The sequence below is a fragment of the Mesorhizobium sp. B2-7-1 genome (genome assembly GCF_006440735.1).
GTDB lineage: Bacteria > Pseudomonadota > Alphaproteobacteria > Rhizobiales > Rhizobiaceae > Mesorhizobium.
This window is the reverse complement of record NZ_VFUA01000011.1, coordinates 78,804-104,312: the sequence shown is the minus strand read 5'-3', so window position 1 is coordinate 104,312 and position 25,509 is coordinate 78,804. Positions and strand designations below refer to the sequence as shown.

Annotated in this window: 28 protein-coding genes and 1 tRNA gene; 26 read left to right on the top strand and 3 right to left on the bottom strand. The window is 62.6% G+C overall.

Features of this window, described 5'->3' with window-relative positions:
• Positions 1 to 250 (top strand): DNA gyrase C-terminal beta-propeller domain-containing protein (locus FJ471_RS07220; protein WP_246684635.1); only part of this gene is annotated, 250 nt, incomplete at its 5' end.
• A 51-nt stretch (positions 251 to 301) separates the two neighbouring features.
• Here FJ471_RS07220 and FJ471_RS07215 read toward each other — a convergent pair.
• Positions 302 to 454: a hypothetical protein gene (locus tag FJ471_RS07215; protein ID WP_140802482.1), complete on the bottom strand. Its 153-nt coding sequence runs from the start codon at positions 452 to 454 to the stop codon at positions 302 to 304.
• 190 nt (positions 455 to 644) lie between these two features.
• Here FJ471_RS07215 and coaD point away from each other — a divergent pair, with 190 nt between their 5' ends.
• The 8 genes from coaD (at position 645) to FJ471_RS07175 (ending at position 6,785) form a co-directional block, all read left to right on the top strand.
• A complete protein-coding gene (gene coaD, locus FJ471_RS07210) occupies positions 645 to 1,145 on the top strand; it encodes a pantetheine-phosphate adenylyltransferase (protein WP_140802481.1) in 501 nt (166 codons plus the stop codon).
• Positions 1,146 to 1,223: 78 nt separating this feature from the next.
• Positions 1,224 to 1,754: a peptidylprolyl isomerase gene (locus tag FJ471_RS07205; protein ID WP_246684637.1), complete on the top strand. Its 531-nt coding sequence runs from the start codon at positions 1,224 to 1,226 to the stop codon at positions 1,752 to 1,754.
• A gap of 31 nt (positions 1,755 to 1,785) precedes the next feature.
• Positions 1,786 to 2,298: a peptidylprolyl isomerase gene (locus FJ471_RS07200; protein ID WP_140802479.1), complete on the top strand. Its 513-nt coding sequence runs from the start codon at positions 1,786 to 1,788 to the stop codon at positions 2,296 to 2,298.
• A gap of 10 nt (positions 2,299 to 2,308) precedes the next feature.
• The gene (locus FJ471_RS07195; protein ID WP_140802478.1) at positions 2,309 to 2,758 is read left to right on the top strand and encodes a DMT family transporter; all 450 of its coding nucleotides are present in this window, start codon (positions 2,309 to 2,311) and stop codon (positions 2,756 to 2,758) included.
• The gene (queA, locus tag FJ471_RS07190) at positions 2,758 to 3,846 is read left to right on the top strand and encodes a tRNA preQ1(34) S-adenosylmethionine ribosyltransferase-isomerase QueA (protein WP_140802477.1); all 1,089 of its coding nucleotides are present in this window, start codon (positions 2,758 to 2,760) and stop codon (positions 3,844 to 3,846) included. Before FJ471_RS07195 ends, queA begins: the two co-directional genes overlap by 1 nt.
• Positions 3,836 to 4,105: a hypothetical protein gene (locus FJ471_RS07185; protein WP_140802476.1), complete on the top strand. Its 270-nt coding sequence runs from the start codon at positions 3,836 to 3,838 to the stop codon at positions 4,103 to 4,105. Before queA ends, FJ471_RS07185 begins: the two co-directional genes overlap by 11 nt.
• Entirely contained in the window at positions 4,098 to 5,228 is a 1,131-nt protein-coding gene (tgt, locus tag FJ471_RS07180; RefSeq protein ID WP_140802475.1) for a tRNA guanosine(34) transglycosylase Tgt, read from the top strand. Before FJ471_RS07185 ends, tgt begins: the two co-directional genes overlap by 8 nt.
• 84 nt (positions 5,229 to 5,312) lie before the next feature.
• Positions 5,313 to 6,785, top strand: coding sequence for a hypothetical protein (locus FJ471_RS07175; RefSeq protein WP_140802474.1), 1,473 nt, complete (start codon positions 5,313 to 5,315; stop codon positions 6,783 to 6,785).
• Positions 6,786 to 6,804: 19 nt separating this feature from the next.
• On the opposite strand, the gene FJ471_RS07170 is transcribed toward FJ471_RS07175, so the two are convergent.
• Positions 6,805 to 7,224: a DUF4864 domain-containing protein gene (locus FJ471_RS07170; protein ID WP_140802473.1), complete on the bottom strand. Its 420-nt coding sequence runs from the start codon at positions 7,222 to 7,224 to the stop codon at positions 6,805 to 6,807.
• Between the two features lie 311 nt (positions 7,225 to 7,535).
• Between FJ471_RS07170 and FJ471_RS07165 the strand changes: the two genes are divergently transcribed.
• From FJ471_RS07165 to FJ471_RS07090, 16 genes are all read left to right on the top strand, one after another.
• Positions 7,536 to 7,772, top strand: a complete 237-nt coding sequence (locus FJ471_RS07165; RefSeq protein ID WP_059185676.1) for an Lrp/AsnC ligand binding domain-containing protein — start codon at positions 7,536 to 7,538, stop codon at positions 7,770 to 7,772.
• A 170-nt stretch (positions 7,773 to 7,942) separates the two neighbouring features.
• On the top strand, positions 7,943 to 9,355 hold the full coding sequence (locus tag FJ471_RS07160; protein WP_181179221.1) for a circularly permuted type 2 ATP-grasp protein: 1,413 nt from the start codon (positions 7,943 to 7,945) through the stop codon (positions 9,353 to 9,355).
• Positions 9,356 to 9,477: 122 nt separating this feature from the next.
• Positions 9,478 to 10,419 (top strand): alpha-E domain-containing protein, encoded by a 942-nt coding sequence (locus FJ471_RS07155; protein WP_040987177.1) that lies wholly within the window; start codon positions 9,478 to 9,480, stop codon positions 10,417 to 10,419.
• 21 nt (positions 10,420 to 10,440) lie between these two features.
• Positions 10,441 to 11,235, top strand: coding sequence for a transglutaminase family protein (locus FJ471_RS07150; protein WP_140802471.1), 795 nt, complete (start codon positions 10,441 to 10,443; stop codon positions 11,233 to 11,235).
• 135 nt (positions 11,236 to 11,370) lie between these two features.
• A complete protein-coding gene (locus FJ471_RS07145) occupies positions 11,371 to 12,102 on the top strand; it encodes a peptidase (protein ID WP_140802470.1) in 732 nt (243 codons plus the stop codon).
• 104 nt (positions 12,103 to 12,206) lie between these two features.
• Complete coding sequence (locus tag FJ471_RS07140; protein ID WP_140802469.1) at positions 12,207 to 13,619, top strand: pyridoxal-dependent decarboxylase; 1,413 nt, start codon at positions 12,207 to 12,209, stop codon at positions 13,617 to 13,619.
• Between the two features lie 124 nt (positions 13,620 to 13,743).
• Positions 13,744 to 14,511: a DeoR/GlpR family DNA-binding transcription regulator gene (locus tag FJ471_RS07135; RefSeq protein ID WP_140802468.1), complete on the top strand. Its 768-nt coding sequence runs from the start codon at positions 13,744 to 13,746 to the stop codon at positions 14,509 to 14,511.
• A gap of 126 nt (positions 14,512 to 14,637) precedes the next feature.
• On the top strand, positions 14,638 to 16,164 hold the full coding sequence (glpD, locus tag FJ471_RS07130) for a glycerol-3-phosphate dehydrogenase (RefSeq protein WP_140802467.1): 1,527 nt from the start codon (positions 14,638 to 14,640) through the stop codon (positions 16,162 to 16,164).
• Between the two features lie 39 nt (positions 16,165 to 16,203).
• Positions 16,204 to 17,283 (top strand): ABC transporter ATP-binding protein, encoded by a 1,080-nt coding sequence (locus tag FJ471_RS07125; protein ID WP_140802466.1) that lies wholly within the window; start codon positions 16,204 to 16,206, stop codon positions 17,281 to 17,283.
• Between the two features lie 10 nt (positions 17,284 to 17,293).
• Entirely contained in the window at positions 17,294 to 18,361 is a 1,068-nt protein-coding gene (locus tag FJ471_RS07120) for an ABC transporter ATP-binding protein (RefSeq protein ID WP_140802465.1), read from the top strand.
• A complete protein-coding gene (locus FJ471_RS07115) occupies positions 18,362 to 19,228 on the top strand; it encodes a sugar ABC transporter permease (RefSeq protein ID WP_140802464.1) in 867 nt (288 codons plus the stop codon).
• 3 nt (positions 19,229 to 19,231) lie between these two features.
• Positions 19,232 to 20,140 carry a carbohydrate ABC transporter permease gene (locus FJ471_RS07110; RefSeq protein WP_140802463.1) on the top strand — a complete coding sequence of 303 codons (909 nt, stop codon included), beginning with the start codon at positions 19,232 to 19,234 and terminating at the stop codon, positions 20,138 to 20,140.
• Positions 20,141 to 20,208: 68 nt separating this feature from the next.
• The gene (locus tag FJ471_RS07105) at positions 20,209 to 20,496 is read left to right on the top strand and encodes a DUF2160 domain-containing protein (RefSeq protein WP_140802462.1); all 288 of its coding nucleotides are present in this window, start codon (positions 20,209 to 20,211) and stop codon (positions 20,494 to 20,496) included.
• Positions 20,497 to 20,573: 77 nt separating this feature from the next.
• Positions 20,574 to 22,301: an ABC transporter substrate-binding protein gene (locus tag FJ471_RS07100; protein ID WP_140802461.1), complete on the top strand. Its 1,728-nt coding sequence runs from the start codon at positions 20,574 to 20,576 to the stop codon at positions 22,299 to 22,301.
• A gap of 91 nt (positions 22,302 to 22,392) precedes the next feature.
• Positions 22,393 to 23,886, top strand: a complete 1,494-nt coding sequence (glpK, locus tag FJ471_RS07095) for a glycerol kinase GlpK (protein ID WP_140802460.1) — start codon at positions 22,393 to 22,395, stop codon at positions 23,884 to 23,886.
• On the top strand, positions 23,883 to 24,374 hold the full coding sequence (locus FJ471_RS07090) for a DUF6882 domain-containing protein (RefSeq protein WP_246684634.1): 492 nt from the start codon (positions 23,883 to 23,885) through the stop codon (positions 24,372 to 24,374). Before glpK ends, FJ471_RS07090 begins: the two co-directional genes overlap by 4 nt.
• Before the next feature lie 154 nt (positions 24,375 to 24,528).
• Here the strand turns inward: FJ471_RS07090 and FJ471_RS07085 are convergent, their stop codons facing one another.
• Positions 24,529 to 24,987, bottom strand: a complete 459-nt coding sequence (locus FJ471_RS07085) for a BA14K family protein (protein WP_140802459.1) — start codon at positions 24,985 to 24,987, stop codon at positions 24,529 to 24,531.
• A gap of 290 nt (positions 24,988 to 25,277) precedes the next feature.
• Between FJ471_RS07085 and FJ471_RS07080 the strand changes: the two genes are divergently transcribed.
• A tRNA-Lys gene (locus FJ471_RS07080) sits at positions 25,278 to 25,353 on the top strand.
• Positions 25,354 to 25,509 lie beyond the last annotated feature (156 nt).

The following is a 25,509-nucleotide window of genomic DNA, read 5'->3' as shown; positions in this document are numbered from 1 at the left end:
CGTCGGGAAGCTCCCGTCCGGCAATCTGGACTCTCGATTTCCCGTCACCTATCACATTGCGCAATGGTTCGTGCCGGTCAACGGCATACGCTTCGCCAGCCGGGCCACCAAGGGCGTGACGATCTTCAACACGGCCGAAGGCGAGAAGGTTGTCTCGGTGGAGCGGATTTCGGAGCCGCAGTCGGATGAAGAGGCCGAAGACATGGCTTCGAACGAGACTGATGCGGGCGATACGGGCGGGAGCGAATAGGTTCTCGTCCGGCTCAACCGGACCTCTGGGCCGGTTCGGTCATGATGGGGATCAGTGGCGACGGTAGACGTTGCGGTGGGCGAAACCATCGAGCCGCCTGGTGTTGGCCTTGACGCGTACTCGCGCTGCTTCCTGATGCAACCCGAATGCGGTCGCGATCAACATCACGATGGTCATTGCGGTGGCAAGCATATAGATCAGCATTTGCGTGTTCTCCTGCGCTTACAACGAAAAGATGGGGATTTGGTTTCATCCCTTGAAGTGCAACCTAGTGAACGCTGCGTGAAACGTTCGTGATCGTCGCATTCATCTGTCGTTCATCGGCGCGGAAAGGTTCATGCACGCCTCATCAATCGGATTTGCCTTCCGCCCGCCCGCCCGCTAGAAGCCTGCCATGACCGAACGCACCGCCCTTTACGCCGGCTCCTTCGACCCGCTGACCAACGGCCATCTCGACGTGCTGAAAGCCTCGCTGGCGGTGGCGGACACCGTTTACGCGGCGATCGGCATTCATCCGGGCAAGAAGCCGTTGTTTTCCTTCGAGGAACGCGTGACGCTGATCGAGGCGGCGACCAAGGCCGAGTTCGGTCGCGACAGCGACCGCATCAAGGTCGTTTCCTTCGACGGGCTGGTCATCGATGCTGCTCGCAAGCACGGCGCGTCGATCATGATCCGCGGCCTGCGCGACGGCACCGACCTCGATTATGAGATGCAGATGGCCGGCATGAACGAGACGATGGCGCCGGAGCTGCAGACGGTTTTTCTGCCCGCCAGCCCTTCCGTGCGCACCATTACGGCCACACTTGTGCGCCAGATTGCGTCGATGGGCGGCGACATCCGCCCATTCGTGCCGGCGGCCGTTGCCGGCGCGCTCAACGCCAAGTTCACCAAATAGGCTTTCCCGGAGATCCCTATGCAGCTGAAGAAGCTCGCTTCGTTCCTTGTCGTGCTTGCCGGCCTTTTCGCGGCATCCATGCCGGCCGTCGCCGCCGACAAGGAAAACACCATGATCATCACGCTCAAGGACGGCGACGTGACGATTGCGCTGCGTCCCGACCTGGCGCCCAAGCATGTCGCGCAGATCAAGAAGCTGGTGCGTGACGGCGCCTATGACAATGTCGTGTTCCACCGCGTCATCGACGGCTTCATGGCGCAGACCGGCGACGTCAAGTTCGGCAACATGAAGAAGGGCTTCAACCCCGAAGCCGTCGGCACCGGCGGTTCCGATCTTCCCGACCTGCCGGCCGAGTTCTCGCAGAGCGAGCAGTTCACCCGCGGCGTGGTCGGCATGGCCCGCTCGCAGGACCCGAATTCGGCGAATTCGCAATTCTTCATCATGTTCGCTCCGGCGCCGAACCTCGACGGCCAGTACACCATCGTCGGCAAGGTGGTCGGCGGCATGGATCTCGTCGACAAGATCAAGAAGGGCGACGAGGCCGACAATGGCACGGTCGCCAGCCCCGACAGCATGATCAAGGTTCGCATTGCCGCCGACGGCAAATAACTCCCGCAATTTTCAAAAAGGATTTTCTGACATGGCTGAGATCAAGGATCGCGAGAACGCGCTCATCATGGAAACGACCAAGGGCCAGGTCGTCATCGAAATGTACCCCGAGCTGGCGCCAGGCCACGTCGCCCGCATCAAGGAGCTGGCGCGTGAGGGCGCCTATGACGGCGTAGTGTTCCACCGCGTCATCGACGGCTTCATGGCGCAGACCGGCGACGTCAAGTTCGGCAATTCGTCGAAGCCTACCTACGCTCCTTCAAGGGCTGGCATGGGCGGTTCAGACAAGCCGGACCTCAAGGCCGAGTTCTCCAACGCCAATCACGGTCGCGGCGCCTGCTCGATGGCGCGTGCCCAGAACCCGAACTCGGCGAACTCGCAGTTCTTCATCTGCTTCGACGACGCCGCCTTCCTCAACCGCCAGTACACGGTGTGGGGCCAGGTCATCGAAGGCATGGACAATGTCGACAAGATCAAGCGCGGCGAGCCGGTGCAGGATCCCGACAAGATCGTCTCGCTGAAGGTCGCGGCAGACGTCAAGTAAAGGCGGAACGATGATGGGCGCTGTCTGGTCCCTGCTCGGCATCCTGTCCGGCGCCTTCATCGCCATCCAGGCGCCGATCAATTCGCAATTGGCAAAGGGTCTCGGCCTCCCGGTCGCGGCCGCCGCGTTCTCCTTCCTGTCCGGCGCCATTGTCCTCGGCATCATCTCCATCGCGGTGGTGAAGCTGCAGGGCGTCTCGCTCGACTGGAAGGCGCCGGCGCCCTGGCTGTTCGTCGCCGGCGGTATGCTTGGCGGCTTCTACGTGACGCTCTCCACCATTCTCACGCCGCGCATCGGCGCGGCGGCGCTGATGGCCTTTCTCGTCGCCGGCCAGTTGCTTGCCGGCATGCTGATCGACCGCGCCGGCTTCCTTGGCGTGGCGGTGCGCGAAATCTCGCTTGGCCGCGTTGCCGGCGCCGTGCTCTTGCTTGCCGGGGCGCTGCTCATCCGGCTCTACTGATGCGCGTCGACCTGTTCGACTTCGACCTGCCGGAAGAGCGCATCGCGCTTCGCCCGGCGGAGCCGCGCGACAGCGCCAGGCTGCTGGTCGTCAACCCGGGCGAAACGCTTCAGGACCGCGTCGTCGGCGATCTGCCGTCGCTGCTGCGCGAAGGCGACGTGCTGGTGTTCAACGACACCAAGGTCATTCCGGCGCAGCTGAAAGGCATGCGCAGGCGCGGCGAGGCAGTGGCGCAGGTCGAGGCGACGCTGCATATGCGCGTGGCGCCGGACCGCTGGCAGGCCTTCATGCGGCCCGGCAAACGCATCGCCGCCGGCGACCGCATCCATTTCGGCCATGACGGCAATTCCTGCTTCCTCGGCCAGCTCGATGCCACGGTGATCGAGAAGGGCGAGGCGGGCGAGGCGCTGCTCGGTTTCGACCTGTCCGGACCGTTCCTCGACGAGGCGCTGCACGCCGTCGGCCACATTCCGCTGCCGCCCTATATCGCCTCGAAGCGCGACGACGACGAGCGCGACCGCGCCGACTACCAAACCATCTATGCCAGGGAGGAGGGCGCCGTCGCGGCCCCTACCGCCGGCCTGCATTTCACGCCGGAGCTGTTTGCCGCGCTGGACGCCAAGGGGGTCGAGCGCCGCTTCGTCACGTTGCATGTCGGCGCCGGCACCTTCCTGCCGGTGAAGGCGGACGACACGGCCGATCACAAGATGCATGCCGAGACCGGCTCGGTAAGCCCAGAGACGGCGGCGGCACTCAGCGCGGCCAAGGCTCGGGGAGGGCGGATCATCTGCGTCGGCACGACGTCGCTGCGCCTGCTTGAGAGCGCAGCGCGCGGCGACGGCAGGATCGAGCCCTGGTCCGGTCCCACCGACATCTTCATCACGCCCGGCTACCGCTTCCGCACGGCCGACATGCTGATGACCAATTTCCATCTGCCGCGCTCGACGCTGTTCATGCTGGTCTCGGCCTTCAGCGGACTGGAGACGATGCGTTCGGCCTATGCGCATGCCATCGAGAACCGCTACAGGTTCTATTCCTATGGCGACGCCAGCCTGCTTTACCGGGCGGAGACGAGCGATGGACGATGATCTCGACGGCATGGACCGCGATAGGCTGATCGCGGAGGTGAAGACGCTGCGCGCCGGCATCCGCGCACATCGCGATACGACCGGCCATGATCTGTGCTGGCATCATCCCGACCTCTGGGGCCTTTTGCCGGAAAAGACCGAGCCGTCGATCGCCGTGCCGCCCTGGCCGAAATTCATGCGCGGCTGCATCCGCTACCGGCAGTCGCTCGACGAGCAGGCGCCGGCCGCGCCGGTGCATGACAAGGAATTCAATGGCTGAGATTTTCTCCTTCGAGGTGCTTGCCACCGACGGCAAGGCCAGGCGCGGCCTTGTCTCGATGCCGCGCGGCGAAATCCGCACGCCGGCCTTCATGCCGGTCGGCACCGGCGGCACCGTCAAGGCCATGTATATGGACCAGGTGCGCGGCGTCGGCGCCGACATCATCCTGGGCAACACCTACCATCTGATGCTGCGGCCGGGCGCCGAGCGCGTGGCTCGGCTTGGCGGCCTGCACGAGTTCGCCCGCTGGCCATATCCGATCCTGACCGACAGCGGCGGCTTCCAGGTCATGTCGCTGTCGAAGCTTAGGAAGCTGACCGAACAGGGCGTCACCTTCCGCTCGCATATCGACGGCGCGCCCTATGAAATGTCGCCGGAACGGTCGATCGAGATCCAGGGGCTGCTCGATTCCGACATCCAGATGCAGCTCGACGAATGCACGGCACTTCCGGCCAAGCCCAAGGAAATAGAGCGCGCCATGGAATTGTCGCTGCGCTGGGCCGAACGCTGCAAGACCGCGTTCGGCGACCAGCCGGGCAAGGCGATGTTCGGCATCGTCCAGGGCGGCGACAGCGCGGGCTTGCGTGTGCGCTCCGCTCAAGCGCTGAAGGCGATGGACCTCAAAGGCTATGCCGTCGGCGGGCTTGCGGTCGGCGAGCCGCAGCCGGTGATGCTGGAGATGCTCGACATCACCTGCCCGGAACTGCCGGCCGACAAGCCGCGCTACCTGATGGGCGTCGGCACGCCGGACGATATCCTGAAATCGGTGGCGCGCGGCATCGACATGTTCGATTGCGTGATGCCGACCCGCGCCGGCCGCCATGGCCTTGCCTATACGCGGCGCGGCAAGGTCAATCTCAGGAACGCCCGTCATGCGGACGATCCGCGGCCGCTCGACGAGGAAAGCGACTGCCCGGCCGCGCGCGACTATTCGCGCGCCTACCTGCATCACCTCGTGCGCTCGCAGGAAGCGCTTGGGGCCATGCTGCTGACCTGGAACAACCTGTCCTACTATCAGAGGCTGATGCAGGACGTCCGGGCAGCCATCGAGGCGCAGGCTTTTGAAGCGCGCGCCGCCGAGATCACCGAAGGCTGGGCGAGGGGCGATATTCCAGCCCTTTGATCAGGGGAGCCGTCAGAAAACTTTTCATAAATCAAATGAAGAGTAAGTATCCCTTGCCATATCGAGGTAAAGGGCGGCACGGCCTTGGCAAAAATAGACGCGTCGATCGCTGAAGCTAATGTAGCAATAACTAATGTATATGCCGATCCACTGCGATCGACGGCGATCCGGCAATGGAACGCCGGCTTATTACTTGCAATTTCGACGGTTGTGCTTGTGGGCCTGGGCTTGCGCCTGCTCGGGGCGCGCGGAGATCTCTGGCAGGACGAGGTCTGGAGCATCACGCTGCTCAGCCCCCTGACGTCGATCGACCAGATATTCTGGCGTATAAACCACGACAACAATCACTTCCTCAACTCGATATATCAGTATGTCGTCGGCCCCGATGCCGCGCCGCTGGTCCAGCGCGGCCTGTCGATAGCGCTGGGTGCCTGCACCGTCGTCGCGGTCGCGGCGATATCGCGCGGCCGCTGGGCGATGATTGCGTCGGGGTTGCTGTTCGCCGTGAGCTATCCAATGGTTCACTACGGCTCGGAGGCGCGTGGCTACGCTGGCCTGGTGCTGTTCACACTCGTTGCCGTGGCCTTTCTGGAGCGTTGGTTCGACAGGCGGGGGCCGTATGGCGTCGCCTTCGCCGCCGCAATTCTGCTTGGCTTCCTTTCCCATCTCACCATGATCGAAACGGTCATGGTGCTTGCGGTCTGGACGGCGTGGCTAAGCTGGCGACGCAGCCGCAGCCTGATCGTCGTCAACAGGGAGGTCGTCCAGGCCTTCCTGCCCGCTTTCCTTGCCGTGCTACCGCTTGCCGCGGCAATACTCGTGGGCGCTCGACTGTTCAGCTTCAGGATCGGCGGGTTTTCCTCTTTCTCGCTCGAGCGGTTCGCCGCCGGCTATGGGTCAATGATCCGCTATCTTTTCGGTCTGCCGGACTGGATCGGCGACTGGACGTGCATCGCGATCGTCTGCGCCCTGATTTTGGCATATGCAGGCGTCTCGCGCGATCGCCGGGCCAGTCTCTATGCCATCGGCATCGTTGCGCTGCCCGCCTTGATGGGGGCGGCGCATATGCCGAATGTCGAATTCCCGCGCTATTTCCTCGTCAGCGGAACCTTGTTGCTGCTTTGGGCCGGAGAGACGATCGGACGCGGCCTCGACGCTGGCGGTACGAGGAGGCTTTGCGCCGCCGGGATGCTCATGCTCGTTGCGGGCGGCAACGCGGCGCTGCTTGCCCGTTTCTACGAGCATGGGCGTGGTTCCTATTCCAGCATGGTGGACGAGATGACAAAGGGCGGCGCCGCTACATATGCCACCAACGCTGATTTCCGCACTGGCATGATGGTCGATTATTTCGCTGCGCGCATGGGTCGTCAGGCATCGCTCGTCACCCAGGACAGGATTTGCGCCGGACGCGCGGAGTGGCTCATTCTCGAAGGCGATCTCCAAAAACAGCCGGAGCGCGTGGACTTCGATTGTGCGCTTGCCTACGAACGGGCCGGAACCTCGGCCTTGTGGGGCCTTTCCGGTTTGGACTGGACACTATACAGCCGCCGGGATTGAGCAGTCATGCCGGGCGCACTCAGGTGCTGACCGAAGTCGAGGCGCGAAGGCTGCAGCCGGTGATCTTGAAACTGCCGTCCGCCTGCTGCTGCAGCGTATAGACCGCCTCATAGTCCTTGCCGTCGGGCCCGACGATCAGCACCTGCTGGACGATCGAGCCAGGCCCGGTCTGCTCGACCTTGCCGAAGGAATAGGATTGGGGCTTGCGCACCGGCGCGTAGCCGTTCGTCACCATGTTCATGAAGGTGTCGACGGTCGGAAAGATCTGCTTCACGTTCGGCGCGGCGAAACTGTAGCAGATGGCGCCGTCATTGGCGATGAAGGCCTTCAACTGGCTGTCGATGACCGTCTGCGCGGCCTTGATCTCGGCGTCGCCAGCGAAGGCAAGCGAGGCTATCAGCATTGGAAGAAGAGCTAGTGCGAACAATGCGCGGCGCATGGGCCTGCCTCCCCGGAAATTCGCTTGGCGAATGCAATCTAACATACGCGTCGCGGCATAGCGTGGTTTCACCGACCTGCGAAGATTTCGCCATTTTTGGTGTCGGAGGCGGGATCAGGCACTCTTTGAGGTGCGCGGCGCGTGAAGCTTGAAAGCCGGGCGGCAGTCTGCCACAAGGGCCGCTTATTCGTTGGAACGGATCCGCTCTTGGAATCGCCGACCCGTTCCAACTATTTGTTTTGACGCAATTCCGGACGGAAAACCGCCAGGCACTTTTCCTGGAATTGCTCCGAGGCTGGCAGGACTGGGCAATGAAGGCGTTTTTCGTGCAGATAAAGTGCGACCTGGGCAAGGCCTATGAGGTCGCCAGCGCGCTGGCCGATGCCGAGATCGCCTCGGAAATCTACTCGACCGCCGGCAATTACGACCTGCTCGCCAAATTCTATGTCGACGACGAGGAAGACATCGGCCACTTCGTCAACGAGCGGGTGCAGATTCTGCCGGGCATCAAGGACACCTTCACGATCGTGACCTTCCGGGCGTTCTGACGGGTCCTGGCGATGCCCTGCCGGGAAGCAGGAACTGACCCGGCCCTTGCCGCCCGTGCCTTAAATTTAGGCAATTTGCATAGAGCGGCCGTTACGGCTTCCTAAATCACCGATTGCGCTTGATTTTCTCGGGCGAGGCCAGTGAAATGGTCTCAGAGGGGAGTACGCGATTGGCAGCGTTCGACGAAATGCTTCCGGAAGTCTCCGGATTGAGAAGACCTTATGAGGCTTACGATCGCTGGCTGAAGGAGCAGGACCCGGCCAGGCTTACCCAGAAAATGCAGGACGCCGAGCGCGTCTTCCGCAAGACCGGCATCACCTTTGCCGTCTATGGCGAGCAGGAAGCCTCCGAGCGGCTGATCCCTTTCGACATCGTGCCGCGCATCCTCTCCGGCCAGGAATGGCGTCGGCTGACGCAAGGCATCGAGCAGCGCGTGCAGGCGCTGAACGCCTTCCTCGACGACATCTACCACCGCCAGGAGATCCTACGCGCCGGGCGCGTGCCGAGGGAGCTCATCGCCAAGAACGAGGCCTTCCTGCCCGAGATGATCGGGGTCAGGCCGCCGGCCGGCGTCTACACCCACATCATCGGCGTCGATATCGTCCGCATCTTGGAGAACGAGTTCTACGTGCTGGAGGACAATGCCCGCACGCCGTCCGGCGTTTCCTACATGCTGGAGAACCGCGAGACGATGATGCAGCTCTTTCCGGAGCTGTTCCAGAAGATCAAGGTGCGGCCGGTCGAGAACTACCCGCAACTTTTGCGCCAGTCGCTCGCCGCGGTGCGGCCGCAAAGCGCAAAGGGCGCGCCGACCATCGCGGTGCTGACGCCGGGCTCCTACAACTCGGCCTATTTCGAGCATGCCTTCCTCGCCGACCAGATGGGCGTGCAGCTCGTCGAGGGGCAGGATCTGCGCGTCGTCGACGGCCATGTCGCGATGCGTACCACCGAAGGCTACAAGCAGATCGACGTGCTCTACCGGCGTGTGGACGACAACTTCCTCGATCCGCTGACGTTCCGGCCGGATTCGGCGCTCGGCGTGCCGGGCATCATGGATGTCTACCGCGCCGGCAACATCACTATCGCCAACGCGCCTGGAACCGGTATCGCCGACGACAAGGCGATCTATTCCTACATGCCGGAGATCGTCGAGTTCTACACCGGCCGCAAGGCGATCCTCGGCAACATCCCGACCTGGCGCTGCTCGGAGCCGGACAGCCTCAAATATGTGCTAGAGCACATCGGCGAACTGGTGATCAAGGAAGTGCACGGCTCCGGCGGCTACGGCATGCTGGTCGGCCCGGCGGCGACCAAGAAGGAATGCCAGGAGTTCGCCAAGAAGCTGCAGGCCAAGCCCTCGAACTACATCGCCCAGCCGACGCTCGCGCTGTCGACCTGCCCGATCCTGACCGAGAAGGGCCTGTCGCCGCGCCATGTCGACCTTCGGCCTTATGTGCTGGTTTCGGATCGTATCCAGATCGTGCCGGGCGGCTTGACCCGCGTGGCTCTCAAAGAGGGATCTCTGGTGGTCAATTCCTCACAGGGTGGCGGCACGAAGGACACGTGGGTGCTGGATGATTGAGATGAATGAGTAGGGAATAGTCAGTAGTCAGTAGGGGAAAGAGCAATGCCACATTCGGGCGAAGTTGGAAGATTCACTACTCACTACTCACTATTCCCTACTCACTAACCGAAGGGCCCGACATGCTTCTCGGCCGCACCGCCAACGGTCTCTACTGGATGAACCGCTATATCGAGCGGGCCGAAAACATGGCGCGCCTCGTGGATGCGGGCCTGCGCATGGCGCTGACGCGCACCCAGGATGCATCCGAAGAGTGGAACTCGGTGCTGCTCAGCGCCGGCTCGGACATCGCCTTCAGCCAGAAGTACCAGGATTACACCGCCGCCAACGTCTCCGACTTCCTGCTGCGCGATACCTCGAACCCGTCGAGCACGATGTCGTCGATCGAGACCGCGCGCAACAATGCCCGTATGGTGCGCACGGCGCTGACGCGCGAGACCTGGGAAAGCATCAACGAAGCCTGGATGTCGCTGAAGCGCATGCTGGCGAGGCCGATCGATGAGCGAGACCTGCCGACGGTGCTCGATGCCATCAAGCGCGAGACGGCGCTGATCCGTGGTTCGTTCTACGGCACGATGCTGCGCAACGAGATCTTCGATTTCTCGCAGCTCGGCACCTATGTCGAGCGCGCCGACAACACGGCGCGCATCCTCGACGTGAAATACTATGTGCTGTTGCCTTCGCTGTCCTGGGTCGGCTCAACGCTCGACAATTACCAGTGGGAGTCGATCCTGCGCTCGGTGTCGGCGCACCGCTCCTATCGCTGGGTTTATGAAGCCGACTACAAGCCGACGAACATCGCCGATTATCTGATCCTCAACGTGCGCATGCCGCGCTCGCTGACCTTCTGCTACCGTTTCCTCGGCGAGCACCTGAAATTCCTCGCCGACGATTATGGCGAGCGCCATGCCTGCCACGCCACGGCCGAGAAGATCCAGGCGCTGCTCAAGAGAGGGTCGATCAAGGACATATTCGATCACGGCCTGCACGAGTTCCTGGCCGAGTTCATTCGAGACAACACCAGGCTGGGCGACGAGATCGCCCAGGACTACCGGTTCTATTGAGCACAGCCGAGGGCGAGCACTATGCGGCTCAAGATCACCCATCGCACCGAATACCATTATGATCAGCCGGTGCAGTATCTGCTGCAGCGGCTGCGCCTGCTCCCTTCCAGCGGGCGTACGCAGACCGTCGGCTCCTGGGCGATCAAGGTGGAAGGCGCGCGCGAGGAGCTGCGCTTCACAGACCATTTCGGCAATGACACGCGGCTGGTGAGCGCCGAGAGCGGCCAGAATTCGATCACCGTCGAGGCCGCCGGAGACGTGACCACGCATGACACGGCGGGCGTAACGGGGCCGCATCAGGGCTTTGCGCCGCTCTGGCTGTTCGCACAGCGGACGCAACTCACCGCTGCCGGCGAGGGCATACGCGAGTTGGCCGGCCTGGTCGGGCAGGGCCCCGAGATCGAGCGGCTGCATCGGCTGATGGGCGCTATCCGCGAACGCGTCGCCTACAAGCCCGGCACGACCAGCGTCGTGACGCCGGCGGAGGAAGCTTTGGCGTTGAAATCCGGCGTCTGCCAGGACCACAGCCACATCTTCATTGCAGCGGCCGGCGTGCTTGGCTTTCCCGCCCGCTATATCAGCGGCTATCTGATGATGGATGCCGCCGTCGAGCAGGCGGCGAGCCATGCCTGGGCCGAGGCCTATGTCGTCGGGCTCGGATGGGTTGCCTTCGACCCCGCCAACGGTATCTCTCCCGACGAACGCTATGTGCGGGTGGCGATGGGGCGCGACTATCGCGACGCCTCGCCGGTGTCGGGGATACTGCTCGGACAGGCGCAAGAGAAGCTTGCCGTCACCGTCACGGTAGAGCAGTAATCTGCGCCGCAATCGCTGGAGCGGTTCAGCGTTTGATAGAATCGCCGAACCGTTCTATCTCTTTGTTTTCACGCAATTCCGGACGGAAAACCGCTCCACGCCTTTCCTGGAATTGCTTTTAGCAGATGAGCGACCATGACCTATTGCGTCGGCCTCAAGATCGATCGCGGGCTCGTGTTCATGTCGGACACGCGCACCAATGCAGGCATGGATTCGATCTCGACCTTCAAGAAGATGCATGTGTGGGAACAGCCCGGCGAGCGTGTGATCGTGCTGATGTCGGCGGGCAACCTGGCCACGACGCAAGCCGTGGTCAGCCTGCTCGACGAGCGCAACAAGGCGGTGAGCGACCGCCATGGGAAGCTGCTCGAAACGCCGTCCATGTACCAAACGGTGCGGCTGGTCGGCGACACGGTCAAGGAAGTGATCGCGCACGCGTCGCCGGACGGCGAGAAGGCGGATTCCTATTTCAACGCCTCCTTCATCCTTGGCGGCCAGATCAAGGGCAGCGCGCCCAGGCTCTTCATGATCTATCCGGAAGGCAATTTCATCGAGTCGACCGACGACACGCCTTTCTTCCAGATCGGCGAGACGAAATACGGCAAGCCGATCATCATTCGCGCCTATGACCGGACAATGAGCCTGGCCGAGACGGTGAAGCTGCTTCTGGTGTCGTTCGATTCGACATTGAAATCCAACCTTTCGGTCGGGCTGCCACTCGATCTGCTGTTCCTGGAACAGGATGCATTCAAGGTCGGCTTGAACCGACGGATCGGCCAGGACGATCCGTACTACCGCACCATTTCGGACGGCTGGTCCAACGCGCTGAAAATCGCGTTTTCAAACCTGCCGGATTTCCCGGGGTAGGAGCTCTCGATCCTACCGTTGCCTGATCATATTTAACATGTTAATTAAAAACTGAGAACGGTTCGACCGGCCGGTATCTTCGACGGCTGCTGGGAGGAAAAAATATGAACAATGACGAATTCCGCGGCTGGTCGCGGCGGGCGGCCGATTGGGGCGTCGATTACCGTGCCGGCCTGCGCGACCGTCCGGTGCGGCCGGCGATCGCGCCGGGCGAGATCTTCAGGAGCATCGAGGCCTCGCCGCCCGAAATGCCCGAACCGATGGAAAAGATCTTCGCCGATTTCGAAGACAAGATCGTGCCTGGGATGACGCATTGGCAGCATCCGCGCTTCTTCGCCTATTTCCCGGCTAATGCGGCGCCGGTTTCGGTCGTGGCTGAATATCTGGTCTCGGCGATGGCCGCGCAGTGCATGCTGTGGCAGACCTCGCCGGCGGCGACCGAGCTCGAGACGCGCATCGTCGACTGGATGCGCCAGGCGCTCGGCCTGCCCGAGGGCTTTTCCGGCGTCATCCAGGATTCGGCCTCGTCGGCGACGCTTGCTGCGGTGCTCACCATGCGCGAGCGGGCGCTTGACTGGCAGGGCAACAAAAAGGGGCTGGCCGGGCAGAGCAAGCTGCGCGTCTATTCCTCCGACCAGGTCCACACCTCGATCGACCGCGCCATCTGGGTCTCCGGCATCGGCGAGGAGAACCTCGTTCGCGTCCCGGTCAGCGGACGTTTTCGAGCGATGGATACGGCCGCGCTTGAGGCGGCGATCGCTGCCGATCGCGAAGCGGGGCTGCTGCCCGCGGGCATCATCGCCTGCGTCGGCGGAACCAGCACCGGCGGCACCGACGACATCGCAGCGGTGGCCGCTGTCGCGAAGCGGCACGGGCTTTACCTGCATGTCGACGCGGCCTGGGCCGGGTCGGCGATGATCTGCCCGGAATACCGGCATTTCTGGACTGGCGTCGAAGGTGCCGATTCCGTCGTCTTCAACCCGCACAAGTGGCTGGGCGCGCAGTTCGACTGCTCGATCCAGTTCGTGCGCCAGCCGGAGGACCTGGTGCGCACGCTGGCCATCAAGCCGGATTATCTGAAGACGCGCGGCCATGACGGCATCATCAATTATTCGGAATGGTCGGTGCCGCTCGGCCGCCGTTTCCGCGCGCTGAAACTCTGGTTTCTGCTGCGTGCCCATGGCCTCGAAGGCCTGCGCAAGATGATCCGCAACCATGTCGCCTGGAGCGAGGGGCTGGCCGTGCGGCTGGGCAAGGAAGCGGATTTCGAGCTGGTCAGCGAGCCGATGCTGTCGCTGTTCTCGTTCCGGCACCGGGCGCCGGCAGGCACCGATCCGGACGAGCACAATCTGCGCCTGGTCGACGCGATCAACACCGATGGCCGTATCTACCTGACGCAGACACGGGTCGATGGGCGCGTGGCGATCCGCTTCCAGGCGGGGCAGTTCGATTCGACGGCAGCCGATGTCGATGCGGCGTTCGATGTCATAACCGAGATTGCGCGGCGTCCATCTTGAGGCAGCGGACGTTCCGCGCTGGTTTGCCTTTTGCAATCAGGTAATTTTCGTTAGCCGGCTTATGCCTTTTCTTCGCTTTCGTTTTCCGCTATAGACGGAAAAAAACGAAAATGGAGGACGCGCGATGTTTCTTTCGCCACGCCATGCCGAGATCATCCAGATGGCGAAAGACCATGGCCGGGTGCTGGTCGACGACCTGGCGACGCATTTCAATGTGACGCCGCAGACCATCCGCAAGGACCTCAACGATCTGTGCGATCAACGCCTGCTGACCCGCATCCATGGCGGCGCGCTGTTCCCGTCCGGCATCGAGAACATGGAATACGAGGCGCGCCGCAAGATCGCTGCCGACGAGAAGGAAGCGATCGGCAGCGCGGCGGCGAGACTGATCCCCGACAATGCCTCCCTGTTCATCAATATCGGCACCACCACGGAGGCCGTCAGCAAGGCGTTGCTCGATCATAACGGGCTTATGGTCATCACCAATAACATCAATGTTGCCAATAGGATGCGTATCTATCCCACGATCGAGGTGGTGATCGCCGGCGGCGTGGTGCGCGGATCCGACGGCGGCGTCGTCGGCGAAGCTGCCGTCGATTTCATCCGCCAGTTCAAGGTCGATTACGCCGTCATCGGCGCCTCGGCGATCGACCATGACGGCGCGCTGCTCGATTTCGACTTTCGCGAGGTGAAGGTGGCGCAAGCCATCATCGCCAATGCGCGTCACGTCATCCTGGTTTCCGACCGGACGAAATTCGAGCGCACGGCACCGGTTCGGATCGGTCACCTTTCGCAGGTGAATACCTTCATCACCGATCGTTGCGAGATCCCGTCGATCCGCCGGATTTGCGAGGAGACGGAGGTTCGGCTGATCGAGACGGCGCTCGAATAGGCGCGTATCACGGCCAGCTCACGCAGCCGTGATATTTCGTTTGACATTCGGTTTGAGTTCGAAATAATTCCGCCACGGTTTCGTAAAACACAAAAATAGTGCAATGCGAAATCGTTGGAGGAAACTTTGGACGCATCTCCGATCCATGACATTTTCGTCATAGGCGGCGGCATCAATGGCTGCGGCATAGCCCGCGACGCCGTCGGTCGCGGATTTTCAGTCTATCTCGCCGAGATGAACGATCTGGCCAGCGGAACCTCGTCGGGTTCGACCAAGCTCATCCATGGCGGCCTTCGCTATCTCGAATTCTACGAGTTCCGGCTGGTGCGCGAGGCGCTGATGGAGCGCGAGGTTCTGTGGAAGAACGCGCCGCACATCATCTGGCCGATGCGCTTCGTGCTGCCTTACGCCAAGGGCCTCAGGCCCGCCTGGCTGATCCGACTCGGCCTGTTCCTCTACGATCATATTGGCGGGCGTAAGCTCTTGCCGGCGACGAAGACGCTGGACATGGCCAACGACCCTGCCGGCAAGCCTTTGAAGCCGTTGTTCCACAAGGCTTTCGAATATTCGGACGGTTGGGTCAACGATGCGCGCCTGGTGGCGCTGAACGCGCGTGACGCCGCCGACCGAGGCGCCATTATCCGCACCCGCACCAAGGTCGCCAGCGCGCGGCGCGACGGTTCGAACTGGACCGTCAAGGTGCAGAATGTGCTTACCGGTGAAACCGAGGAGGTTCGCGCCCGGCTTCTCGTCAACGCCGCCGGCCCCTGGGTCGATCACGTGCTGTCGACCGCGGTCGGCCAGAACGACGTCCACAATGTCCGCCTCGTGCAGGGCAGTCACATCGTCATCGCCAAGAAGTTCGACGATCCGCGCGCCTATTTCTTCCAGAACAAGGATGGCCGCATCATCTTCGCCATTCCCTATGAGGAAGAATTCACGCTGATCGGCACCACAGACCGCGACTATCCCGGCGATCCGCATGACGTGAAGATCTCCGATACGGAGATCGACTATCTGTGCGCCGCGGCGAGCGAGTATTTCGCGCAACCCGTGAAGCGCTCCGACATCGTCTGGACCTATTCGGCGGTGCGCCCGCTCTATGACGACGGCGCCTCCAAGGCGCAGGAGGCGACGCGCGACTACGTGCTGAAGGCCGATGGCGGGGAGGGAGCTGCCCCGCTTCTCAACGCCTTCGGCGGCAAGATCACGACCTTCCGCCGGCTGGCGGAATCGATGCTGGAGAGGATCGAAGGTTTTCTCGGCAAGCGCGGCCAGCCGTGGACGCATGACGCGCCGCTGCCGGGCGGCGATTTCCCGGCGACCGGTTTCGATGCCCAGGTCGCCAGGTTGAAGAACACCTATCCGTTCCTCGACCAACGGCTGGCGCGCCGCTTCACCCGGCTCTACGGCACGCGCGCGGAAAAGCTGCTCGGGCTCGCCAAGTCGAATGCCGATCTCGGCCGCAATTTCGGCGCCGACCTTTTCGAGGCCGAGGTGCGCTATCTGGTCGACAACGAATGGGCGGTCACCGCCGAGGACGTGCTGTGGCGCCGCACCAAGCGCGGCCTGCATTTCAGCCGCGAACAGATGGCGGCGCTGGAAGAATTCATGCGCGGACTGAGCAACCGTCACGTCGCGGCAGCGGAATGAGGATCGACCGCTGACGCGCAAGGCCTGGGAGGAGGCGTGATGCTGGAACTGAGGAACGTGACGAAGACGGTCGGCGCGCAGGAGCACATCCGCGACGTTTCGCTGACGCTTCAGCACGGCTCGCTGAACGTGCTCCTCGGGCCGACGCTTTCCGGCAAGACCAGCCTGATGCGGCTGATGGCGGGCCTCGACGCGCCGACGTCCGGCTCGGTCTGGTTCGACGGCAAGGACGTCACCGGACAGAAGGTGCAGAAGCGCAACGTCGCCATGGTCTACCAGCAGTTCATCAACTATCCGGCGATGACGGTCTATGAGAACATCGCCTCGCCGCTCAGGGTGGCCGGCGTCGAGCGGGGCAAGATCGACAAGGAAGTGCGCAACGCGGCGGCGCTCTTGCAGCTCACGCCCTATCTCGACCGCACGCCGCTCAATCTGTCCGGAGGACAGCAGCAGCGCACCGCGCTTGCCCGCGCCATCGTCAAGAATGCCAGCCTGGTGCTGCTCGACGAACCTCTGGCCAATCTCGACTACAAACTGCGCGAGGAATTGCGCGCCGAGCTGCCGAAGATCTTTGCCGCCGCCGGCACGATCTTCGTCTATGCCACGACCGAGCCGCACGAGGCGCTTCTGCTCGGCGGCAACACGGCGACGCTTTCGCAAGGGCGCGTCACGCAATTCGGCCCGACGGTCGATGTGTTCCGCAAGCCCGTCGACCTGGTGACGGCAAGGACGTTTGCCGATCCGCCGCTCAACACCATCGTGCTCTCCAAGAAGGGGGCGGACTTCCTGCTCGAGGGCGGCGTCAAACTACCGGTGCCGCCGGAGCTCGCCGGCATTGCGGACGCCAGCTACACGATCGGCTTCCAGCCGCATCATCTGTCGCTGGAGCGTCCGAACGCCAGCGCCGTGCCGGTGCGGGCCAAGGTCACCATCACCGAGATCACCGGCTCGGAAAGCTTCGTCCATCTCGATTTCGCCGATGCGCGCTGGGTAATGCTTGCGCATGGCATCCTCCATTTCGAGACGGACGACGAGGTCGAGGTGTTCATCGATCCGCGCCACATCATGGTGTTCGACCAGAACGGCCGCGCCGTGACGGCGCCGAAGCTGGCGGCCTGAGGAGCAAACGATGGCGCGCATCGACGTCAACCACATCCGCCACTCCTACCTGCCCAATCCGCAGAAGGATTCCGATTTCGCGCTGAAGGAAGTGCACCACATCTTCGAGGATGGCGGCGCCTATGCGTTGCTCGGGCCGTCGGGCTGCGGCAAGACCACCTTGCTCAACATCATTTCAGGACTGCTGCACCCGTCGCACGGCCAGTTGCTGTTCAACGGCCGGGACGTGACCAATCTGTCGACGCAGGAGCGCAACATCGCACAGGTGTTCCAGTTCCCGGTCATCTACGACACGATGACCGTCTACGACAATCTGGCCTTCCCGCTGCGCAACCGCCGCGTGCCGGAGACGGACGTCGACCGCAAGGTGCGCGAGACGCTCGACATGATCGATCTCGCCGGGCTGGCGAAGAAGAAGGCGCGCGGGCTCACCGCCGACCAGAAGCAGAAGATATCGCTGGGGCGCGGCCTGGTGCGCTCGGACGTCAACGCCATCCTGTTCGACGAACCGCTGACGGTGATCGATCCGCATATGAAGTGGGTGCTGCGCTCGCAGTTGAAGCAGCTGCATCGCCGCTTCGGCTACACCATGGTCTATGTCACGCATGACCAGACCGAGGCGCTGACTTTCGCCGATCAGGTGGTGGTCATGTACGATGGCGGCATCGTGCAGATCGGCACGCCGGCGGAGCTCTTCGAGCGCCCGCGCCACACCTTCGTCGGCTATTTCATCGGCTCGCCGGGCATGAACGTGCTGCCGGTTGCGCTCGAAGGCAAGACCGCGAAGCTCGGCGCGCAGCGCATCGAGCTTCCGGGCGTGCCGAAGGCCGAAGCCGGCGCCGTCGAGCTCGGCATCCGCCCCGAATATGTGCGGCTCGGCCGCGAGGGCATGGCGGTGCAGGTCAGCAAGGTCGAGGACGTCGGCCGCCACAAGGTCGTGCGCGCCAATCTCGAGGGCAAGGAGATCGCGGCCGTCATCGGTGAGGACGACGAAGTCCCGGCCGAGCCGAAAGTCCGCTTCGATCCGGCCGGCATCAACATCTATGCCGATTCCTGGCGCGTCGAGATGGGGGCATAGATGGACAAGACCTGGAACAACAAGGCCTGGTTCCTCGTGCTGCCGGTGCTGGTGCTGGTGGCGTTCTCGGCCGTCATCCCGCTGATGACCGTCGTCAACTATTCGGTGCAAGACACGTTCGGCAACAATGTCTTCTTCTGGGCCGGCACCGAATGGTTCGAGGAACTGCTGCATTCCGACCGCTTCTGGGAAGCGATGGTGCGCAACCTGATCTTCTCCTTCATCATCCTGGCGATCGAGGTGCCGCTTGGCATCTTCATCGCGCTCAACATGCCGAAGAAGGGCTGGGGCGTGCCGGTCTGCCTCGTGCTGATGGCGCTGACGGTGATCATCCCGTGGAACGTCGTCGGCACGATCTGGCAGGTGTTCGGCCGCAACGACATCGGCCTGCTCGGCTATTACGTCAACGCGCTCGGCATCGACTACAATTACGTCCAGGATCCATTCGACGCCTGGGTCACCGTCATCATCATGGACGTCTGGCACTGGACCAGCTTGGTCGTGCTGCTCTGCTATGCTGGCCTCGTCTCCATTCCCGACGCCTTCTACCAGGCGGCAAAGATCGACGGCGCCTCGCGCTGGGCGGTGTTCCGCTACATCCAGCTGCCGAAGATGCAGCGCGTGCTGCTGATCGCTGTGCTGTTGCGCTTCATGGACAGCTTCATGATCTATACGGAGCCCTTCGTCGTCACCGGCGGCGGTCCCGGCAATTCGACGACCTTCCTGTCGATCGACCTGGTGAAGACGGCGCTCGGTCAGTTCGACCTCGGCCCGGCGGCGGCGATGTCGCTCGTCTACTTCCTGATCATCCTGTTGTTGTCGTGGGTGTTCTACACCGTGATGACCAACTACGACGCGGAGCGCTGAGAGATGGCGGGCGCCAACGAGACGACACGCGTGAGCGACGCGGCGGTCACCGAAGTCGGCAGCGCTCTGTCGCAGGACGAGGTGGCGAAGCTGATGCGCCGCCGCGGCGAGGAATCGCGCTGGTGGTGGATCGTGCCGACGCTCTACATCGTCGTGCTGCTCCTGCCGATCTACTGGCTCATCAATATGAGCTTCAAGACCAATGCGGAGATCGTGTCGTCGCTGACGCTGTTCCCGCACAATCCGACACTGGCGAATTATCGCACCATCTTCACCGATGCTTCCTGGTACTCGGGATACATCAATTCGATCACCTATGTGGTGATGAACATGGTGATCTCGGTCGCGGTGGCGCTGCCGGCTGCCTACGCCTTCTCGCGCTATCGTTTCCTTGGCGACAAGCACCTGTTCTTCTGGCTGCTGACCAACCGCATGGCGCCGCCGGCGGTGTTCGCGCTGCCGTTCTTCCAGCTCTATTCGGCCTTCGGTCTGATCGACACCCATATCGCGGTGGCGCTGGCGCATTGCCTGTTCAACGTGCCGCTGGCGGTGTGGATCCTCGAAGGCTTCATGTCGGGCGTGCCGAAGGAGATCGACGAGACCGCCTATATCGACGGCTATTCCTTTCCGCGCTTTTTCGTGAAGATCTTCATGCCGCTGATCGCCAGCGGCATCGGCGTGGCCTGCTTCTTCTGCTTCATGTTCTCCTGGGTGGAGCTCCTGATCGCGCGCACGCTGACCACGACAGACGCCAAGCCGATCGCCGCCACGATGACCCGCACCGTCTCGGCCGCCGGCATGGATTGGGGCCTGCTCGCCGCCGCCGGCGTGCTGACGCTGATCCCCGGCGCGGTCGTCATCTGGTTCGTCCGCAATTACATCGCCAAGGGCTTCGCCCTGGGGAGGGTGTGAATGAAACGAACGCAAAAGTTCGTCCACAACACCATCGGCAAGGACTTTGCCCCGGGGAGGGTGCGACCATGAACCTCGACTTCTCCTGGATGGCGTGGACCTGGCCGACGGCGGCTTTCTTCGGAACCATCTTGCTGCTGCTGTGCGGCATGGCGGCCTGGGAATATGCTTCGCCGGGCGGCAATCCGCGTATCGGCATCCTGCGCTTCGAGACGACGCGCGGCGATCGCCTGTTCCTTTCGCTGCTCGGCAGCGCCTTCATCCATCTCGCTTGGCTGGGTCTGGTTGGACCCAACCTGTGGTGGGCTCTCGCTCTTTCCGTGATCTACGCCATTGGCGTGTTCCGATACGTATAGAGGGGGAATAGTCGGAGCGGTCGCGTGCTGGCGGCCGCTCCGGATCGCACTTGCAACCTAAAGACTGGAGGAGACACATGCGACGGCAATTTCTAACATCGACGACCGCCCTTGTCCTATTGCTGGGAGCGGGTCATGCCTATGCCGGAATGGATGAGGCAAAAGCCTTTCTCGACAAGGAGATAGGCCCCCTGTCGACGCTTTCGCGCGCCGATCAGGAAAAGGAAATGCAGTGGTTCATCGACGCCGCCAAGCCGTTCGCCGGCATGGACATCAAGGTCGTGTCGGAAACCATCGCCACCCACTCGTATGAATCGCAGGTGCTGGCGCCTGCCTTCTCTGCCATCACCGGCATCAAGGTCACGCATGACGTCATCCAGGAAGGCGACGTCGTCGAGAAGATCCAGACCCAGATGCAAACCGGCCAGAACCTCTATGATGGCTGGGTCAACGACTCCGACCTCATCGGCACGCACTGGCGCTACCAGCAGGTGCGCAACCTGACCGACTGGATGGCAGGCGACGGCAAGGATGTCACCAACCCGAACCTCGACCTGAAGGACTTCATCGGCACCTCGTTCACGACGGCGCCGGACAAGAAGCTCTATCAGCTGCCCGACCAGCAGTTCGCGAACCTCTACTGGTTCCGCTACGACTGGTTCAACGACGAGAAAAACAAGGCGGACTTCAAGGCCAAATACGGCTACGACCTCGGCGTGCCGGTCAACTGGTCGGCCTATGAGGACATCGCCGAGTTCTTCACCGGCCGCGAGATCGACGGCAAGAAGGTCTATGGCCACATGGACTACGGCAAGAAGGACCCGTCGCTCGGCTGGCGGTTCACCGACGCCTGGCTGTCCATGGCCGGTAACGGCGACAAAGGCATTCCGAACGGCCTGCCGGTCGACGAATGGGGCATCAAGGTCGACGAGAATTCGCGTCCCGTCGGCTCCTGCACGGCGCGCGGCGGCGACACGAATGGACCGGCGGCGGTCTACTCGATCCAGAAGTATCTCGACTGGCTGAAGGCTTACGCTCCGGCCGAAGCGCAGGGCATGACCTTCTCCGAATCCGGCCCGGTGCCGGCGCAGGGCGCGGTCGCGCAACAGATCTTCTGGTACACCGCCTTCACCGCTTCGATGGTCGACGCCGGCGCCAAGGCCGTGATGAACGACGACGGCACGCCGAAATGGCGCATGGCCCCGTCGCCGCATGGCGTCTACTGGAAGGACGGCATGAAGCTCGGCTACCAGGACGTGGGTTCCTGGACGCTGATGAAGTCGACGCCGACCGACCGCGCCAAGGCCGCCTGGCTCTATGCGCAGTTCGTCACCTCGAAGACCGTCGACGTGAAGAAAAGCCATGTCGGCCTGACCTTCATCCGCGAGAGCACGATCCACGACAAGAGCTTCACCGAGCGCGCTCCGAAGCTCGGTGGCTTGATCGAGTTCTACCGTTCGCCGGCCCGCGTCCAGTGGTCGCCGACCGGCACCAACGTGCCTGACTATCCGAAGCTGGCGCAGCTCTGGTGGCAGGCGATCGGCGATGCCTCGTCCGGCGCGAAGTCGGCTCAGGAAGCGATGGACTCGCTCTGCGCCGAGCAGGAAAAGGTCATGAGCCGCATCGAGAAGTCGGGCGTCCAGGGCGATATCGGCCCGAAGATGGCCGAAGAGCATGACCTCGCCTACTGGAACGCCGACGCGGTCAAGAAGGGCAATCTCGCTCCTCAGCTGAAGATCGAGAACGAGAAGGAAAAGCCGGTCACCATCAACTATGACGAGCTGGTGAAGAGCTGGCAGAAGTAAGCCTGTCTATGCGGGCGTTCGCGCCCGTGTGAAATTGGGGGAGGCGGCGCGTTGCCGTCTCCCCTGTTCGTGTCAAGGCGGAGGAAATGGAATGAGCGGTTTTGTGCTGGCGATCGACCAGGGAACGACATCGACCCGGGCGATCCTGTTCGACGACAAGATGAAAGTCGCCGGCACCGGCCAGCAGGAATTCGCACAACATTATCCGGCCTCCGGCTGGGTCGAGCATGACCCCGAAGACATCTGGTCGAGCGTTCTCGCCACGGTGAAGGCCGCGCTCAAGGCCGCCGGCCGCGCGGCCTCGGATGTCGCCGCGATCGGCATCACCAACCAGCGCGAGACGGTCGTGATCTGGGACAAGGCGACGGGCAAGCCGATCCACAATGCGATCGTCTGGCAGGACAGGCGCACGGCGCCGCTCTGCCAGAAGCTGAAGAAGCAGGGGCTGGAGAAGACCTTCGCGAAGAAGACCGGCCTGCTGCTCGATCCCTATTTCTCCGGCACCAAGATCGCCTGGATGCTGGATAAGGTGAAAGGCGCCAGGAAGCGCGCCGAGAAGGGCGAACTGCTTGCCGGCACCATCGACAGTTTCCTGATCTGGAGGTTGACCGGTGGCCAAGTGCACGCCACCGACGCGACAAATGCTTCGCGCACGCTGGTCTACAACATCGAGAAGAATGTCTGGGACGAAGAACTGCTCTCGATCCTGAACATACCGGCCGCGATCCTGCCTGAGGTGAAGGACTGCGCCGACGATTTCGGCGTCACCGAGAAGGGTCTGTTCGGGGCCGAGATGCGGATCCTCGGCGTCGCCGGCGACCAGCATGCGGCGACCATCGGCCAGGCCTGTTTCGAGCCCGGCATGATGAAATCGACCTACGGCACGGGCTGCTTCGCGCTGCTCAACACCGGCGCCGACCTGGTGCGGTCCAAGAACCGGTTGCTCACCACCATCGCCTACAGGCTGAACGGCAAGACCACCTACGCCCTGGAAGGCTCGATCTTCATCGCGGGCGCCGCCGTGCAGTGGCTGCGCGATGGTATCAAGGTGATCGGCAAGGCCGAGCAAAGCGGGGCGCTGGCGGCGACCGCCGATCCGGCGCAGCAAGTCTATCTGGTGCCGGCCTTCGTCGGTCTCGGCGCGCCGCACTGGGACGCCGAGGCGCGTGGCGCGATCTTCGGCCTGACGCGCAATTCGGGTCCGGCCGAGTTTGCGCGCGCAGCACTCGAATCGGTCGCTTTCCAGACGCGCGACCTGCTCGACGCCATGCGCAAGGACTGGAAAGGCGCTTCGGCCAAGACCGTGCTTCGCGTCGATGGCGGCATGGTGGCCTCCGACTGGACCATGCAGCGGCTCGCCGACATTCTCGACGCGCCGGTCGACCGCCCGACGATCCTGGAGACGACCGCGCTTGGCGCGGCATGGCTCGCGGGATCGAAGGCCGGCGTGTGGCCGAAGGCAAAGGAATTCGCAAAGAGCTGGGCGCTGGAGCGGCGCTTCAGGCCGGAGATGGATGCACCCACGCGTTCGGTGAAGCTGGCCGGGTGGCGCGATGCCGTGCGGCGGACTTTGAGTGGGCAATGAGGACTACTGGATCCGGCAAGGGAATGCAGCCAGATTGGTATCCTGCTTGGCGCGATGAGGCCTTCGAACAGCTCACGGCCAAGAATGCGCGCATGGCGAAGGATTTCCGCCTCGGCAGTTGGTCGCGTTACGACTACGATTTGACGGCCGGAAAGCTGCTGTTTTCCGACCAGAGCGGCGTCGTCTCGCAAATCCAGATTGCGGGTTCCACCAGCGCCAAGGCCGGCAACTGGCTCTGGGCCAATTCGAACTTGCCTAGCGACCTTCTCGGCGACGCGAAAATGGTGCGGTCCTTCGGTGAGGAAAAGGGCGTAGACGACCTGTCCCAAGCCTATGTGGACGATATGAGCGGTGATCTGGAAGCCCTCGGCTGGGAGTTGACGGCGGCTATGGTTCGGGTTTGCAACGCACTTGGAGCTTACCGCTCCCCACGGGGTGAAGGCGGAGCGCTGTATCTGGTCTTCAAGACTATCGGGTGGGCGAACTGACGCAGCCCTTCGCTGCAAGGCATGGTGAAAATGAGAGAGCCCGTGCTCTCGATGCACGGGCTCAGTCGACGACTAAATATTCGCTTTCCGCAATTCCGGGCGGAAAACCGCTACGCGCTTTTCCTGGGATTGCTTTGGTACTGACTGGAAGCCGTTAGTAGGGCGACATGCACTGCTGACGTGGGCCGTTGTAGGGCTGGAAGGTGTTGTCCGAGGCGCGGTAGGAACGGTAGCGGTCGTAGCACCACTGGACATGCGAGTTGCCGCGATAGACGCGGTTGTTCTCGCTGTTGACGATGGCGCCGGTGATCAGCGCGCCGGTGGCGAAAGCAGCGAGCGGGAACCAATAGTCGCCATGGCGGCGATAGCCGTGGCGATATTCGCGGTAGCCGCGATGGCCGTTCCAATAGGCGCCGTCGTTTCGCGAGAAACGCTGGCCGCCGCGCCAATGGCCGCCATGCCGCCAGCGGAAATCGCGCACGTTCTGGACATCGGGCGACGCCGGCGAAGCTTGCGGGACGAACACCTGCGCGGCATTAGCGGGCACTGCCGCCGCGGCGGCGAACGAAACTGATAAGGTGGCGGCAAGCAAGCCCGACACGATCTTTTTCATGGTCTTCTCCTTGAGAGAGTGGTTTGACGTCCCTGTGCCGGAGAAACGGAAAATCATCGCGAAGGTTCCCGTTTGAATCTCAAGCCGTTGTTATTTAAGGAACTTCTGAGATATCCTGGCAGATCGAAGCACGCATCGGAGTCGGCATCCACGAACGCCAGATCGTCGGTCGCCAACCTTGGCCAGACCCGTTGATAACTCCGGCCGGAAGCCGTCTTTTTCCGGTTGACCGGCCGCGGCACTCTCCCTATGTTCCGCGCAATTTCGAGGGCGGCGTTTCGAGCCCGCGGGAGCGCGTAGCTCAGCCGGTAGAGCAACTGACTTTTAATCAGTAGGTCATGGGTTCGAATCCCATCGCGCTCACCAAAAATATGCAAATAATTCAATATGTTGCTAGAGGTGTGGCGGCTTAGCGCTTCGCGTGCGAGAAAACAGGCAACGCCATAGGCAACAAAATTCTCGCACGTTAGGGACGGGCGCCTGAATCAGCCTGCGCCACGATTCAAGTGGGTTGTGAAGGCC

Excerpts from the sequence above, each read along its gene's own strand:
- FJ471_RS07215 (WP_140802482.1), bottom strand. The coding sequence starts at position 454 with ATGCTGATCTATATGCTTGCCACCGCAATGACCATCGTGATGTTGATC.
- coaD (WP_140802481.1), top strand. The coding sequence starts at position 645 with ATGACCGAACGCACCGCCCTTTACGCCGGCTCCTTCGACCCGCTGACC.
- FJ471_RS07205 (WP_246684637.1), top strand. The coding sequence starts at position 1,224 with ATGCCGGCCGTCGCCGCCGACAAGGAAAACACCATGATCATCACGCTC.
- FJ471_RS07200 (WP_140802479.1), top strand. The coding sequence starts at position 1,786 with ATGGCTGAGATCAAGGATCGCGAGAACGCGCTCATCATGGAAACGACC.
- FJ471_RS07195 (WP_140802478.1), top strand. The coding sequence starts at position 2,309 with ATGATGGGCGCTGTCTGGTCCCTGCTCGGCATCCTGTCCGGCGCCTTC.
- queA (WP_140802477.1), top strand. The coding sequence starts at position 2,758 with ATGCGCGTCGACCTGTTCGACTTCGACCTGCCGGAAGAGCGCATCGCG.
- FJ471_RS07185 (WP_140802476.1), top strand. The coding sequence starts at position 3,836 with ATGGACGATGATCTCGACGGCATGGACCGCGATAGGCTGATCGCGGAG.
- tgt (WP_140802475.1), top strand. The coding sequence starts at position 4,098 with ATGGCTGAGATTTTCTCCTTCGAGGTGCTTGCCACCGACGGCAAGGCC.
- FJ471_RS07170 (WP_140802473.1), bottom strand. The coding sequence starts at position 7,224 with ATGCGCCGCGCATTGTTCGCACTAGCTCTTCTTCCAATGCTGATAGCC.
- FJ471_RS07165 (WP_059185676.1), top strand. The coding sequence starts at position 7,536 with ATGAAGGCGTTTTTCGTGCAGATAAAGTGCGACCTGGGCAAGGCCTAT.
- FJ471_RS07155 (WP_040987177.1), top strand. The coding sequence starts at position 9,478 with ATGCTTCTCGGCCGCACCGCCAACGGTCTCTACTGGATGAACCGCTAT.
- FJ471_RS07150 (WP_140802471.1), top strand. The coding sequence starts at position 10,441 with ATGCGGCTCAAGATCACCCATCGCACCGAATACCATTATGATCAGCCG.
- FJ471_RS07145 (WP_140802470.1), top strand. The coding sequence starts at position 11,371 with ATGACCTATTGCGTCGGCCTCAAGATCGATCGCGGGCTCGTGTTCATG.
- FJ471_RS07140 (WP_140802469.1), top strand. The coding sequence starts at position 12,207 with ATGAACAATGACGAATTCCGCGGCTGGTCGCGGCGGGCGGCCGATTGG.
- FJ471_RS07135 (WP_140802468.1), top strand. The coding sequence starts at position 13,744 with ATGTTTCTTTCGCCACGCCATGCCGAGATCATCCAGATGGCGAAAGAC.
- FJ471_RS07125 (WP_140802466.1), top strand. The coding sequence starts at position 16,204 with ATGCTGGAACTGAGGAACGTGACGAAGACGGTCGGCGCGCAGGAGCAC.
- FJ471_RS07120 (WP_140802465.1), top strand. The coding sequence starts at position 17,294 with ATGGCGCGCATCGACGTCAACCACATCCGCCACTCCTACCTGCCCAAT.
- FJ471_RS07115 (WP_140802464.1), top strand. The coding sequence starts at position 18,362 with ATGGACAAGACCTGGAACAACAAGGCCTGGTTCCTCGTGCTGCCGGTG.
- FJ471_RS07110 (WP_140802463.1), top strand. The coding sequence starts at position 19,232 with ATGGCGGGCGCCAACGAGACGACACGCGTGAGCGACGCGGCGGTCACC.
- FJ471_RS07105 (WP_140802462.1), top strand. The coding sequence starts at position 20,209 with ATGAACCTCGACTTCTCCTGGATGGCGTGGACCTGGCCGACGGCGGCT.
- FJ471_RS07100 (WP_140802461.1), top strand. The coding sequence starts at position 20,574 with ATGCGACGGCAATTTCTAACATCGACGACCGCCCTTGTCCTATTGCTG.
- glpK (WP_140802460.1), top strand. The coding sequence starts at position 22,393 with ATGAGCGGTTTTGTGCTGGCGATCGACCAGGGAACGACATCGACCCGG.
- FJ471_RS07090 (WP_246684634.1), top strand. The coding sequence starts at position 23,883 with ATGAGGACTACTGGATCCGGCAAGGGAATGCAGCCAGATTGGTATCCT.
- FJ471_RS07085 (WP_140802459.1), bottom strand. The coding sequence starts at position 24,987 with ATGAAAAAGATCGTGTCGGGCTTGCTTGCCGCCACCTTATCAGTTTCG.